10 protein-coding genes are annotated in these 14,251 nt (G+C 63.5%); 7 read left to right on the forward strand and 3 right to left on the reverse strand.

From position 1 onward, the window contains the following. Positions 1 to 16: 16 nt before the first annotated feature. The 5 genes from MAF45_RS05710 (at position 17) to MAF45_RS05730 (ending at position 7,981) form a co-directional block, all read left to right on the forward strand. The gene (locus tag MAF45_RS05710; RefSeq protein ID WP_237978595.1) at positions 17 to 3,703 is read left to right on the forward strand and encodes a nitrate reductase subunit alpha; all 3,687 of its coding nucleotides are present in this window, start codon (positions 17 to 19) and stop codon (positions 3,701 to 3,703) included. A gap of 36 nt (positions 3,704 to 3,739) precedes the next feature. After that, entirely contained in the window at positions 3,740 to 5,194 is a 1,455-nt protein-coding gene (gene narH, locus MAF45_RS05715; protein WP_237978596.1) for a nitrate reductase subunit beta, read from the forward strand. A gap of 16 nt (positions 5,195 to 5,210) precedes the next feature. Beyond that, the gene (gene narJ / locus MAF45_RS05720; protein WP_237978597.1) at positions 5,211 to 5,810 is read left to right on the forward strand and encodes a nitrate reductase molybdenum cofactor assembly chaperone; all 600 of its coding nucleotides are present in this window, start codon (positions 5,211 to 5,213) and stop codon (positions 5,808 to 5,810) included. Positions 5,811 to 5,823: 13 nt separating this feature from the next. Further along, a complete protein-coding gene (gene narI, locus MAF45_RS05725) occupies positions 5,824 to 6,528 on the forward strand; it encodes a respiratory nitrate reductase subunit gamma (RefSeq protein WP_237978598.1) in 705 nt (234 codons plus the stop codon). Positions 6,529 to 6,691: 163 nt separating this feature from the next. After that, positions 6,692 to 7,981 carry a YihY family inner membrane protein gene (locus MAF45_RS05730; protein ID WP_237978599.1) on the forward strand — a complete coding sequence of 430 codons (1,290 nt, stop codon included), beginning with the start codon at positions 6,692 to 6,694 and terminating at the stop codon, positions 7,979 to 7,981. A gap of 52 nt (positions 7,982 to 8,033) precedes the next feature. Here MAF45_RS05730 and MAF45_RS05735 read toward each other — a convergent pair whose 3' ends face one another. Both MAF45_RS05735 and MAF45_RS05740 read right to left on the reverse strand, forming a co-directional pair. Next, on the reverse strand, positions 8,034 to 8,933 hold the full coding sequence (locus tag MAF45_RS05735) for an XRE family transcriptional regulator (RefSeq protein ID WP_237978600.1): 900 nt from the start codon (positions 8,931 to 8,933) through the stop codon (positions 8,034 to 8,036). A gap of 16 nt (positions 8,934 to 8,949) precedes the next feature. Further along, positions 8,950 to 9,153 carry a hypothetical protein gene (locus MAF45_RS05740; RefSeq protein WP_237978601.1) on the reverse strand — a complete coding sequence of 68 codons (204 nt, stop codon included), beginning with the start codon at positions 9,151 to 9,153 and terminating at the stop codon, positions 8,950 to 8,952. A 198-nt stretch (positions 9,154 to 9,351) separates the two neighbouring features. Between MAF45_RS05740 and MAF45_RS05745 the strand changes: the two genes are divergently transcribed. Then, the gene (locus tag MAF45_RS05745) at positions 9,352 to 11,139 is read left to right on the forward strand and encodes a flavocytochrome c (protein ID WP_237978602.1); all 1,788 of its coding nucleotides are present in this window, start codon (positions 9,352 to 9,354) and stop codon (positions 11,137 to 11,139) included. Positions 11,140 to 11,415: 276 nt separating this feature from the next. Further along, positions 11,416 to 12,321 (forward strand): DMT family transporter, encoded by a 906-nt coding sequence (locus tag MAF45_RS05750; protein ID WP_237978603.1) that lies wholly within the window; start codon positions 11,416 to 11,418, stop codon positions 12,319 to 12,321. A 13-nt stretch (positions 12,322 to 12,334) separates the two neighbouring features. On the opposite strand, the gene MAF45_RS05755 is transcribed toward MAF45_RS05750, so the two are convergent. Beyond that, positions 12,335 to 14,245, reverse strand: coding sequence for an ABC-F family ATP-binding cassette domain-containing protein (locus tag MAF45_RS05755; protein ID WP_237978604.1), 1,911 nt, complete (start codon positions 14,243 to 14,245; stop codon positions 12,335 to 12,337). Between the last annotated feature and the right edge of the window lie 6 nt (positions 14,246 to 14,251).

Genomic DNA, 14,251 nt, shown 5'->3' on the forward strand with positions numbered 1-14,251 from the left:
GGCTTCAGGAGAAGCAATGACAGATCCATTTTCCAGCTACCGATATTTTTCCCGCAGGGACACGGACAGCCGGACCTGGGAGAAGTTCTACCGCAACCGCTGGCAGCACGACAAGGTTGTGCGGTCAACGCACGGCGTGAACTGCACCGGCTCCTGCTCCTGGCGTATTTTCGTGAAGAAGGGCATCGTGACCTGGGAGCTGCAGGAAACCGATTATCCCCACACGGCCGACGGCCTTCCGAACCATGAGCCCCGCGGCTGCCCGAGGGGAGCGTCCTATTCCTGGTACCTGTACAGCTCCGGGCGGGTGAAGCACCCCATGATCCGCCGCGAGCTGCTTGAGCTCTGGGAGAAGGCGAAGCGCGAAAAGAAGGATCCTGTGGAGGCCTGGGGTTCCATCGTCTCGGATCCCGCGAAGAAGCTCGCCTACAAGAAGGTGAGGGGTCTGGGCGGATTTGTGCGGCTCGACTGGGACAGCGCCCTCGAAATCATGGCGGCGGCCAACATCTGGACCACCAAGGTCTACGGTCCGGACCGCAATGCGGGTTTCACCCCGATTCCGGCCTTCTCCCAGGTTTCCTATGCGGCCGGCATCCGCTACCTCTCACTCATCGGCGGCACGAGCCTTTCCTTCTACGACTGGTACTGCGATCTGCCGCCCTCGTCTCCCCAGACCTGGGGGGAGCAGACGGACGTGCCCGAATCGGCCGACTGGTACAACAGCGCCTTCCTGATGCTCTGGGGCTCCAACGTTCCGGTGACCCGCACGCCTGACTCGCCCTTTCTTACGCAGGTCCGCTACAAGGGCACGCAGGTCGTCGTCATTTCCCCGGACTACAGCGATGCTTCCAAGTTCGCCGACGTGTGGCTCGCGCCCAAGCAGGGCACGGACTCCGCGCTCGGTATGGCCATGGGCCACGTGGTGCTCCGGGAGTTTTTTGTGGAGCGCAGGACGCCGTACTTCGAGGACTACGTGAAGAAGTTCACCGACCTGCCGTTCATGGTGAAGCTGGAGAAGCGCAAGGACGGCTTCGTGCCGGGACGCTTCCTGCGTGCGTCCGACTTCGAGGGCGACCTCGGCATTGAAAGCCGGGCGGATTTCTACCCCGTGCTCACCGATGAGAAGACCGGGGAGTGGGTCGTTCCGAACGGCACGATTGGCAGCCGCTGGTCGGGCAAGGGACGCTGGAACCTGAAAAACGAGGACTACCGCACGGGGCGGCCCTTTACGCCTCTGTTGTCGCGAAAGGGCTGCGAGGACGCCCGTCTGACGGTTCTTTTCCCCTATTTCGGCGGAGAGACTTACAGCAACCCCAACTTTGCCTTCACCCGCCACCAGGACATCCTGAAGCGCGTTGTTCCCGCCAAAAGAATCGTCGGCAAGGACGGCCGCGAGATCTGGGCTGCCAACGTCTATGACCTGATGCTCGCGCAGTACGGCGTCGACAACGGTTTGGACGATCCCGGCACAGCCAGGAGCTACGAGGACGACATTCCCTATACGCCGAAGTGGCAGGAGGCGATCACGGGCGTGCCGGCTGAGCGCGTCATTCGCGTGGCGCGCCAGTTCGCAAGCACCGCCGAGAAAACCCGCGGCCGGGCGATGATCATCATCGGAGCCGGGGTCAACCAGTGGTACAACACGGACATGACCTACCGGGCCGCCATCAACCTGCTGATGCTCTGCGGCACCTGCGGCGTGAACGGCGGGGGCTGGTCCCATTACGTGGGCCAGGAAAAGGTCCGAGCCGCTGCCGGCTGGGCGCAGCTTACCTTCGGGCTGGACTGGATCCGTCCGGCTCGTCAGATGAACACGACGAGCTTCATCTACATGCACTCCGACCAGTGGCGCTATGAAAAGGTCCAGGTGGCGAACCAGCTCTCCCCGCTGGCCGACAACCGGGATGAGTGGAGCCGCATGACGCTGGTTGACTGCAACATCCGCAGCCAGAGAATGGGGTGGCTGCCGGCCGAGCCCGAGCTGTCGCGCAACCCGCTGCAGCTCGCACGGGAAGCGCAGGCCGCCGGCAAGCCGGCCGCGAAGTACATCGCCGAGGAGCTGGGCGCCGGTCGTCTGCAGCTCGCCTCCGAAGACATCGACGCCGAGGGCAACTCGCCCAAGACGCTGTTCATCTGGCGCGCCAACCTGATCGGCTGCTCGGCCAAGGGCATGGAATACTTCATGAAGCACCTGCTCGGCTCTGAAAATGCCGTTCTCGGCCAGAACATCGAGCAGTGCGGACTGCCGCTGCCGGAGTTCACGAAGTGGCGCAGCGAGGACGTGACCGGCAAGCTCGATCTGGTCACGACGATCGACTTCCGCATGACGACCTCCGCGCTGTACTCCGACATCGTGCTGCCGGCCGCGACCTGGTACGAGAAGGAGGACATGAGCTCCACCGACATGCACTGCTTCCTGCACCCCTTCAGCAAGGCGGTGGAGCCGGCCTGGGAGGCCCGCTCCGACTGGGACATCTTCAAGGCTCTCGCCCGGCGCTTCAGCGAGTTCTGCAGAGGGCATCTCGGCGTCGAGAAGGATGTCGTGATGACGCCCCTGCAGCACGACTCACCGCAGGAGACGGCCGCCCCGATGGTGGAGGACGACTGGCGCGTGACCTGCCGCGAGCCAGTTCCCGGCGTCACGATGGGCAACCTCGTCACGGTCGAGCGCGACTATCCGCACACCTACGAGCGCTTCACCTCCGTGGGCCCGAACCTGCGCGACAAGGGCATTGGCGTGAAGGGCTTTGCCTGGGACAGCCGCCCCGAGTACGAGCTGCTCAAGGGGCTCAACGGCGTGGTCCAGGAAGGCCCGGCCAGGGGAGCCCCGAGGCTGGACGACGCCGTCGACGGCGTCAACATGATTCTCACGCTCGACCCGACCTCCAACGGCCGGGTGAGCCGCCGCTCCTGGAAGGCTCTGGAAAAGGAGGTGGGGGTGGAATTCGCCGACAGGCTCTGCGAGGAGCTGGGCGACACGAGGTATACCTACCACGAGCTTCAGGTCCAGCCGCGCAGGGCGCTGAACACGCCCGTCTGGAGCGGCGTGAACAGCGGCGGAAGCACCTACACCGCGAACTGGACCAACGTGAACTGCCTGATTCCGTGGCGCACCCTCACCGGCCGCCAGAGCTTTTACGTGGACCATCCTTGGCTGCTTGCCTTCGGGGAGGGGCTCGCGGGCTACAAGCCGCCGCTGTGCAAGCAGGAAATCAACAACCTGAAGGAGCGGCTTGGCATCACGGGGCCCACTCTGGCGCTCAACCTGCTCACGCCGCACAACAAGTGGACGACGCATTCGACCTGGTCGGACAACCTCATCATGCTCACGCTCGGACGCGGCGGCCCCGTGATCTGGATGAGCGAGAAGGACGCTGCCAAGCTCGGCATCGCCGACAACGACTGGGTGGAGGCGCTCAACGACAATGGCTCCACCGTCGCCCGGGCCTGTGTCTCACAGCGGATCCCGGAGGGTGCGCTCTTCATGTACCACAACCAGGGCCGCACGGTGAATGTTCCGCTTTCCCCGACCACCGGCCGGCGCGCCGGCGTGCATAACTCCATTTCCCGCGTCTGTCCGAAGCCCACCCACATGGCGGGCGGCTATGCGCAGTTCAGCTTCGGGCTGAATTACTACGGCACGATTGGAGCCAACCGCGACGAGTTCGTGCTGCTGCGGCGCCTCGATCGCGTCGAGTGGTGAACGGGAAATCGAAAAGGAATCGAGGAAACGATGGAAATGAAAGTTCAAGCTCAGATCTGCATGGTCCTCAATCTGGACAAATGCATTGGCTGCCACACCTGTTCGGTGACCTGCAAAAACGTCTGGACGAGCCGCAGGGGCATGGAGTACGCATGGTTCAACAACGTTGAGACCAAGCCCGGAGTCGGCTATCCCAAGTCCTGGGAGGACCAGGAGAAGTACCGCGGCGGCTGGGTCGTGAAAAACGGCAGGGCGGTGCTGCGCCACGGCGGGCGGGCGGCCGTCATGTCCAAACTTTTCAGCAATCCCAGCCAGCCGCAGGTGAACGACTATTACGAACCTTTTACCTTCGACTACGAGAGGCTGAAGGAGTCTCTGCGGACCCGGACCGCACCGAGCGCCAGACCCTATTCGCTCGTGACCGGCAGGCTGATGGACACGGTGAAGGACGGCCCGAACTGGGAGGACAACCTAGCCGGACCGTTTGCGAAGCGGCGCGCGGATCCGGATCTCAGGGGCATGGATACCGCGGGCTTCGAGGCCTTCGAGGCTTCCTTCATGTACTACCTGCCCCGGCTCTGCGAGCACTGCCTTCATCCGGCCTGCGCGGCCTCCTGTCCCTCCGGAGCAATTTACAAGCGGGCCGAGGACGGCATCGTGCTCATCAACCAGGACAAATGCCGCGGCTGGCGCCAGTGCATCAGCGCCTGCCCTTACAAGAAGATCTACTTCAATCCGGCCCGCAGCAAGTCCGAGAAGTGCGTCTTCTGCTATCCGAGGCTTGAAAGCGGCGAGCCCACGCTTTGCGCCGAGTCGTGCGTGGGCCGCATTCGCTACATGGGCGTGGTGCTCTTTGACGCTTCCCGGATTGACGAGTACGCCTGCGCGGATGAAAAGGAGCTTTACGAGAAGCAGCTTTCGCTCATCCTCGACCCGAACGACGCCGAGGTGATCCGGGCCGCGCGGGAGCAGGGCGTCGCGGACAGCTTCCTTGAAGCTGCGAAAAAGTCCCCGGTCTACAAGATGATGAAGGACTGGAAGATCGCCTTTCCGCTGCACCCGGAATACCGCACCATGCCCATGGTCTGGTACGTCCCGCCGCTTTCACCGCTAGGCGGCCAGGATATTCCCGGGGATTTCTTCGCGAAGCTCGACCAGATGCGCATTCCGGTCCGGTACATGGCGAGGCTGCTCACCGCGGGAGATGAAAAGCCGATCCGCAGGGCCCTGATGAAGCTGATGGCGCTTCGCGCCTACATGCGCTCAAAGACGGTGGAGGGCTGCGAGGCCCCGGCCGTGCCTCCTGAACTGGGGCTGAGCACCAGGCAGTACGAGGACATGTACCGCTATCTCGCCATCGCCGATTATGAAGACCGCTTCGTGATTCCGACCGCCCCGGCGGTGCACGAGCAGACGGATCTGTTCTCGCTGCGGGCGGGACTGGGCTTTGAAGACGAAGAGGGCTGCCGCACCCTCTTTGGCGGCCGTTGAAGTGGAGAGGGCGAAAATGCTGAAAACCTACCGTATTCTTTCGGCCCTGCTCGACTACCCGTCCGAGGAAACGTGGAAAGCGGGCGGACTTGTTGGACCGCTGCTGGCCGAAGAGGGCGTGCTGAATGCCGGGCAGCAGGGCTGCATCGGGCAGTTCCTCGCCTGGAGCGGGTCCTTTCCGGATCTCCGGTCCTGGCAGCAGGCCTACTGCTCGCTTTTTGATTCGGCCGCCCGGGAGAGCCTCTATCTCTTTGACCTCGTCTACGGGGAAAACCGAGAAAGAGGCCAGGCCATGGTGGATCTGCGCGAGACCTATGAAAAGTCCGGAATGATTGCTGCCGACAGCGAGCTGCCCGATTACCTGCCGCTTTTTCTCGAATATGCGGCGAGTCAGCCTTCGAACGCCGACGCGCTTCGAATGATGGGAGAGGTCGGCGGCGTGCTGCGCGTCATGGAGCGAAGGTTTCTTGAGAGCGGGAACCCCTATCTGCCTCTGGTCACCGTGCTTCGCGAGCTCTCCGGCGCGCAGCCCATGAAGACTCCCGCGCGGATCATTCCAATCGAGCCGGCGCAGCGCCGTCCGGCTCCCTTCGGGCGTCCCGACGCCGATTTCTGAAAAGGTGACTGACATGGAACAGACTCTCAGCCCGGCCGCAGTCTGGGCGTATACGTTTTTCTTTGCGTACTATCCCTATCTGGCTGCGGGCATCTTTTTCAGCGGCCTTGCCTGGAGGCTGACGCACGAAAACAAAACCGTGCAGGCGCTCTCCACGCAGTTTCTGTCCAACGACAGGGCGCTGCGCTGGGGCAGTAGCCTTTTTCACTTCGCCGTGATCGGCGTCTTTTTCGGTCATATCTTCGGCCTGCTCGCTCCCGAGCCGCTCTACATCTGGCTCATCAGCAACGAGACCAAGCGCGCTCTCGCGGTGGCGATGGGCGGAGCGGCCGGACTCGTCGCCTTTGCCGGCATCGTGCTGCTCTTCGTCCGCCGCTTCCGCAATGAGCGCGTGGCGGCCTTCAGCACGGCCGCCGACCGGGCGGTCGTGACGCTCATTCTGCTGCAGATCGCCACGGGGCTCGGCGGCACGATGGTGACCGCGGTCTCGCCGCTCGAGTCCTATCTCGCGATTGATCACTGGGCGCAGGGGCTTGTCGTCTTTCAGCCCGAGGCCTGGAAGTGGCTTCTGGACGCAAGCGCGGTCCACAAGGTTCACATCCTGCTCGGCTTCCTGATCGTCTGCATCTTCCCGTTTACGAAGCTGATGCACATGGTGGCGGCGCCGATCCTCTACTTCGTGAGGCCCAACCGGGTGGTCAACGGCGGGGGCATGTGACGCCGGCCCCCGGGGCAGACTTTTCCGGCTCCGGTAGAATGCTGGAGTCGATCCCCGCCGGGGCCGCCCCGCGGCAACTTCGGCCCTGGGCCCCCGGCCCGGGGTGCGTCCGGAGAGGACCGTTGTTTTTCTCTTTCCCGCATCCGGCCGGAGAGTGAAGCAATTGAAGAAGCCCGAATACAAACGTTCCAGAGCTGAGACAGCCGCCCTTTTGCGCAGGGCGGCCGGACTCGCGGCGGCGCGATTCCGCGAGACCAATATCGTCGAGGTGGCCAGTTCGATGACGCTCGCCACGTTGCTTTCGATCGTTCCGCTGCTGGCCGTCGCGCTGGCCATGTTCTCCGTGGTGCCCGCCTTTGCGCCTTACAGAGCGAGCCTCGAGGAGTTCTTAAGCGGGGTCATTCCAGGCCAGTACAGCGTTCAGATTTTCCACTACCTGCGCTCCTTTTCCCAGCACGCGAGCGGGCTGTCCGTCTTCGGCGTGGCAGGCCTTGCGGTTTCGGCCTATTTCCTGATAGACAAGCTGTTCGTGACTCTCAACCGGATTTTCCGCGTCCGTCACCGCCGCACAGTGATTCAGAACGCCATCCTCTACTGGGCGATTCTCACGCTCGGCCCGCTTGTGGCCGTAGCGAGCATCTCGGTCACCACGTACCTGGCGAAAATGGCCCTGTCTGGGCTGTCGAGCGGAGCGGCCGCCTGGGGGCTCACGTTCTTCACGGTTGCGCTGCAGGGGCTGTTCTACACCGCGCTCTACACGCTCGTCCCCAACTGCTACGTCGAGTGGCGGCACGCCCTTGCGGCGGGCCTGTTCACCGCGCTCGCCGGACTTGTCGTGAAGCGCTGCTTTTCGATCTACATCAGCAGCGGCACGCTCACAAACCTCTACGGGGCCTTTGTCGCGCTGCCCGTCTTCATTCTGTGGATCTACGTGACTTGGATTCTGGTTTTCGGCGGCGCGGCGCTCGCGGCCACGCTGCCCATGGTCCGCTCGGGGCGCTTTGCGGACGCCTTCAGACCTGGCAACGATCTCGCCACTGGAATCGCACTGCTTTCGGTTCTTCTGAGCCGCAAGGATGCGGGCTGCCCCGTGGTTCCGCTCGTGCAGCTGGCCCGCGAGGCGGGCAGCTGGCCGGAAGCGGCGGAGACGGTGCTCGAAAAACTCGCCTCCTCCGGCTATGTCGCGGAAGTAAAGGGAGCGGGGCGGCCCAGAAGCGGCGCCTGGGTGCTGATCGCAGATCCGGACCGGACGACGCTTCGGGCGGCTTTCGATTCGATGGCGATAGATCCGCGGATCAGGTTCTTTCATCCGCAGGGCGGGAAGGCTCCCGCCTGGTACAGCGGGCTCGCTTCGAGCCCGGCGCTTTCAACGCCGCTGCGCAAGCTGCTTGAGCCGGGCGCCGGGGTCGGCCGTCCTGAAAAAGCCCCGCCTTCGGCTGCTCCGCAGAGGTAAAAGAGGGCGGCGCGGGGCCGCGGGGGCGTCCCTCGGAAGCCTTCCGCGCCTTCTAACGGGGGAGAAACGTGCTGCCCAGCCGGATCAGCACCTGGCCTACGATGTGGATGAGCTTTTCAAACTGTCCGGGGCGGCAGCGCCTTGAGCGGTAGGCCGAGTTGTCAAATTGCAGCAGCACCGAGCCGTCGGGCTCGGCCGCGATGCGGGCCAGCGCCCCTTGGTTCTGCCAGTAGACCAGATAGACGGCCCCGAAGTGCAGCTGCGGCTGCTCGGTGATGTCGACCACGATCTGGTCGCCGGGGCAGATGGATGGCGACATGGCGTCGCTGCTCACCGTAAAGAGCCTGCAGGCTTTCGGGTCGTGCCCGAGAAAACCGCTTTTGGGAATCACGGCGTCGATCAGGCTCTCGTCGGGGACGATTTTCGGGACGAGCGGCGAGCGCCCCCGCACGAGCCGGCAGGCCGGAACCGAGGCGTAAAGCCGGCAGCGGTCCTCGCATTCGCTCTTCGTCCTCGGGGCAGCCGGCGCCTCGGCCTCCTCCGGGCACGCGGTCTGCGCCGCTTTCTGCGCTTCGCCTGACTCAGGAGGCAGGTCAAGCTCAAGGGTGTAGCTTTCAGCCCGGGGCCGGGAGTGGCCGCGCTTGGCAGGAGCCGGCTGGGCGCCGGCTGCGGGCTGCGGCGCCGGGTCCTGCTCTGTTTCGTGGATCCAGTCGTCTGCTGCGCTCACCCAGGGCTGGCCCTGGCCATCCGAAAGCCACCGGGGGTTGACGTTAAAGAGGTCGGCCAGCCTGAAAAGAACGTCGGCCTGGACTTTTCTCGTGTCGCCGGCCAGCCACTTCGCCACGGCGGGCTGCGACACCCCGACCTGCTCGGCCACGAATTTCTGCTTGAAATTCATCCGCGCCATGCAGTAGCGCAGCCTGTCGGCGAAATTGTTCTGCCTGTTTGCCATCATGCGCTCCAGCGGTTCAGGAAAAAACGAAGCGCTCGATCCAGCGCAGCGCCGCGGTCAGGGCGCAGAAAATCACTGCGAAGACGGCGGCCATCGCCGCGATCTGCAGCGCGTGGTTCTCGGTCAGCCTGAGCACCGCCGGGCCAATGCGCTTCCAGGCGGCAAGGAAAAGCGGACAGGAGAGCGCAAGAGCGATAACTATAGTGATGATTTCAGCCATCAGGAAGCCACATTGCTATAACTGCGGGAATTTTAAAGCACATGCGGGAAGGTATGCGAGGCCGCGGTCTTCGGGCCGGGGCCCAAACTATTGCCTTTAGACAATAGTTAAGCAAAAAGTCTACCGTTTTAGTCTATATGCAAGATAATAGGGGAGCGGTTATTCAAACCGTTTCAGCACTAATGGAGAGAATATAAGATGCAATTCACTTTCAAGCCTGTACTGATTGCGGCAGCGCTGGCCCTGGCCGGAACTTCCGCACTGGCTGCTCCGATGAAGGCGGGCACCTACACCGCCAAAGTCACGGGACACAACGCCCCGATGACGGTGAAGGTGACGGTTGACCAGAACAAAATCGTCTCCATCGACACTTCCGATAACTTGGAAACCATCGGCGTGGGCAAGGTTGCCCTGAAGAAGGTTTCCGACAAGATTCTGAAGTATCAGTCCGCCGGGGTTGACTCCGTCACCGGCGCGACGATTTCCTCCATGGCCCTCAAGCAGGGCGTCGAGGACTGCCTCAAGCAGGCTGGCGCCGACATGAAGCAGTTCACGAAGAAAGTAGAGAAGCATCCGATCAAGAATCAGACGCTTGAAGCCGACGTGGTCATCGTGGGCGGCGGCGGGTCAGGCCTCGCCTCGGCCATTTCCGCCATGCAGGCCGGCGCCAACAAAGTGATCGTCCTTGAAAAGCTGGGCTATCTCGGCGGCTCCACGAACGTGTCCGAAGGCGCGCTGAACGCCGTCGACCCGAAGCGCCAGAAGGCTCAGGGCATTGAGGACAGCGTCGATAAATTCTTCGCGCAGACGCTGCGCGGCGGCCATGATCTGGGCGACCCGGCCCTGGTCGATTATCTCACGAGCCATTCCATGGACGCTGTGAACTGGCTGGAGAGCCTGGGTGTGAAGTTCAGTGACCACATCGGCGCGGCCACTGGCTCGCTCTGGCAGCGCTCCCACTACACGACCACGCCTTCGGGCAACTCCTACATTCGTGTCTTTGAGAAGGTGATCGCAGACTCCAACGGCCGAATCCAGGTTCTGCTTGATACGCCGGCCAAGGGCTTGATCCAGGATAAGACCGGCCGTGTGACGGGCGTCATCGGCAACAACTTCGGCTCCAAGATCACCGTGAAGGCGAAGAAGGGCGTGATTCTCGCCACCGGCGGGTTCGGCGCCAACGTGAAGCTGCGCCAGCAGGTGAACACCGGCGTCTGGAAGCATGTGAAGCTGGACAACTCGATCGGCTGCACGAACATCCAGAAGGCCGCCCAGGGCGACGGCCTTGTGCTGGGCCGCAAGGCCGGAGCCCAGGAGATCGGGCTCTCGGACATTCAGATTCATCCCTGCGGCACTCCGGGCACCGGGCTGATGGAGAACATCCGCACGTCCGGCCGCAACCGCATCTTCGTGAACTCTGACGGCGACCGCTTCGTGAACGAAGGCGCTCCGCGCGATGTGCTCGCCAACGCCATCTTCCGCCAGAAGGGCGGCACCTACTGGGTGGTGGTGAACAAGCTTCGTTACCCGAGCCGCGACTTCGTGGACCGCAACGGCGCCTCCATCAAGAACATGGTGGCCTTGGGCTCCGTGGTTGAGGCCAACACCCTCGATGAGCTCGCCGCGAAGACCAAGATGAATCCGGCGAAGCTGAAGGCCTCCATTGCCGACTACAACAACATCGTCGCCGGCAAGGAGAAGGACAAGCTCGGCTTTGTCGCCAACAACAAGGACGACAAGCAGATGACCGAAGGCCCCTGGTACGCCTGCAGGAAGGTCCCGACCGTTCACCACACGATGGGCGGCCTGAAGATCACTCCGAAGTCTGAGGTCGTGAGCACCAAGGGCAAGGTGATTCCGGGTCTGTACGCTGTGGGCGAAGTGACCGGCGGTATTCACGGCTCCAACCGCCTGGGCGGCAACGCCATCGCCGACGTGATGACCTTTGGCCATGCGGTCGGCCCGCACATCGTCCAGGGGAAGTAAAAAGTCCTGAAGGACGCTGTGAAAGGCTTCGCCTGCCTTTACTCCGCGCAGCGCGGCAGTGAAGGCCGGGAAGACTGAAAGCACATGGCCCGGCCGGGGCTCATCTCCGGCCGGGCATTATTCTGCAGGCTGATAAACATATACATATATACACACATTATAATATGTATGCTTATATCAGCCGAATGCATGCTTTTTTCCGCCTTCTTTCCCTTGCTGCCCAGAGCTCAAAACCGCCTAGAATGAAGCACTGCAGCAAATAAGGAAGGGATCGCGATGGAGGATTTGCGCCGCACAAGGCTTCTAGGTGCGCTTGCGGTGGCGGGCGCCTCGGTGCTCTGGGGAACAACGGGGGTGTCCGCCTCTTTTGCTCCCGAAATGCCGGCGATGGCGATTGGGGCGGCTGCGATGGGCGGCGGGGGGCTGCTTCAGGCGCTCGCGGCGTTTCCGCAGATTGTCCGCTCGGCCTCCAGGCTCTGGAGCAGGCGCCTGTTTGTTTTCTGCTCGGCCCTGATGGTGGCGCTCTATCCCCTTGCTTTCTACAGTTCAATGCGGCTTGCGGGCATCACGGCTGGCACGGTGATCTCGATAGGCTCGGCCCCGATTTTCGCCGCCCTGATCGAGTGGGCGGCCGAGGGCGTGAGGCCGTCCCCGCGGCTGTCCGCGGCTTCGGCTCTGGGTGCAGCGGGCATTGCGGTGCTGTCCTTCGCAAGGTCCAGCGGCTCTGCCGGTCCGTCAGTGAGCGCCGGCATTGCGCTTGGGCTTGCGGCGGGCTTCACGTACGCCGGCTACAGCTGGGCCGCAAGGCGCCTGATGCGCGCGGGCATTCCCTCGCGCGCTGCGATGGGGGCGCTCTTCGGGACGGCCTCCGTCATGCTGCTGCCGGTGCTTCTGGCTGTCGGCGCGCCTTTCCTTCATTCGGCCGTGAATCTGTCGGTAGGACTTTACATGGCTTTCGTGCCCATGTTCCTCGGCTACTTGCTCTTCGGGGCAGGGCTGGCGAGAATCAGCGCTTCGGAAGCAACGGCGATTTCTCTGCTTGAGCCCACGGTGGCGGCGTTTCTTGCCGCGCTCATTGCGGGCGAGAGGCTGAGCGTCCCCGCCTGGGGCGGCATCGCGCTCATCTTCGCCTGCCTTGCGCTCGTTGTTTCTCCCCGCGGCAGGCGCCCGCCCCGGGGATGACGGCTGCCCGGCTTCAGGAACCGGCCTGCTCGAGTTTTTCCGAGACTTCGAGCCATTCCTCCTCAAGCGAGTCTTTTTCCTCGCCTTCGGCCGCGCGCTGCTTCAATACGGCCTGCACTTCTTCGGGGTTGCCCTGATAGAAGGCGGGATCGGCGATTCTGCTGTCGAGCTCCGAGAGGGACTCCTCAAGCTCGGCCACTCGGGATTCGATTTCGGAAAGCCTTTTCCTGAACGGCTTTTTGAGTTCGGCGATGCGAGCCCGCTCGCGGGCCGCCGCCTTCCTCGCCTCGCGGGGCGTCTGCTGGGCGTCGGAGGAAGCGGCCTTTGCGGCCCGGGCGGCGCTTTTTTCATCCCGCCTCGAGGCGAGCACCAGCTCGGCGTAGTCGTCCAGGTCCCCCTCGAACTCAGTGACGCGCCCTTCGTGCACGAGCCAGAGCCGCTCGGTTGCTGCCCGCAGAAGGTGCCGGTCGTGAGAGACGATGAGCACGGAGCCGCCGAAGGTGGACAGCGCCATCGTAAGCGCCTCGCGGGTTTCCATGTCGAGGTGATTGGTCGGTTCGTCAAGAACCAGCAGATTGGGCTTTTTCCAGGCAATGAGGGCAAGAGCGAGCCGCGCCTTCTCCCCGCCGGACATGGAACCCGCCTGTTCGTTCACTTGATCGCCGGAGAAGCGGAATCCGCCGAGGAAATCCCGAAGATCCTGCTCGCGCGTGTCGGGAGAAAGCCTTCGCAGATGCTCAAGCGGCGTCTCGTCCAGCCTCAGCGCGTCGAGCTGGTGCTGGGCAAAGTACCCGATCGAGAGGCCCTGCCCGCGCCACAGCTTGCCGGCCATCAGCGGGAGCTCGCCGCACAGCCCCTTCACAAGCGTGGATTTACCTGCGCCGTTGACGCCGAGTACGCCGATGCGCTCGCCCGAGCGGATGGAAAAAGAAACGCCGCTGAGCACCTCGCGGCCCTCGTAGCCGAGCGACATCCCTTCGGCATCGAGCAGGTGCTCGGGCAGCCGCTCGGGGGCAGGGAACTCGAACCGCCATTCGGAGCGGGCGCGTACGGGCTCGACCGCTTCGAGCTTTTCAAGCATTTTGATGCGCGACTGGGCCTGGCGGGCCTTGCTCGCCTTATAGCGGAAGCGCTCGATGTAGGCGCGAAGGTGCTCCGCGGTGCGCTCGTAAGCTTTCGCGCCGGCCGCCTGCTGGCGCAGCCGCTCGACCCGCAGCTGCTCGAACGCAGAATAATTGCCGGCGTAGCGCCGGATTGTTCCGTCTTCAACCGACCAGATGGTGCTCACGCACCGGTCGAGGAACTCGCGATCGTGCGAGATGACGACCACTGTGGCCCGCACGTGCTTGAGCCAGGCCTCGAGCCAGATCACGGAATCGAGGTCGAGGTGGTTGGTCGGCTCGTCAAGCAGCAGGAGGTCAGCCGGCCGCATGAGGGCTCGGGCAAGGGCGAGACGGTTGCGCCAGCCGCCTGAGAACTCGCGCACCGGAAGCGCGGCCTGCGCGTCGGTGAAGCCCAGGCCGTGCAGAATCGTATGTGCTTCGGCGGAAATCGCCCCTTCGTTGAGTTCGGCCAAGGCTGCGGCGGCTGCAGCGAGCTGCATGTCGTCGCCGCCAGCCTTGGCCTCTGCATAATCGCTTTTCGCGCGCATGAGCGGAGCGTGGCCGCTCATGACAAACTGCAGCGCGGTCTCGTCCACCGCCTCGATGTCCTGGGCCACGTGGGCGATCCGGTCAGGTTCGGGCGCCTCGATCTCTCCCGATTCTGGCGCGAGCTCTCCCAGAACCGCGGCAAACAGCGTCGATTTGCCGCAGCCGTTCGGCCCGACCAGCCCGATGCGCTCGCCGTCGGAGGCGATGAGGCTCGCTTTTGAATACAGAACCCGGACCCCCCGGGCGAGGCTGATGTCTAGCAGTCGCAACACTTCAGA

The organism is Mesosutterella porci, from assembly GCF_022134585.1.
GTDB classification, from domain to species: Bacteria; Pseudomonadota; Gammaproteobacteria; order Burkholderiales; family Burkholderiaceae_F; genus Mesosutterella; species Mesosutterella porci.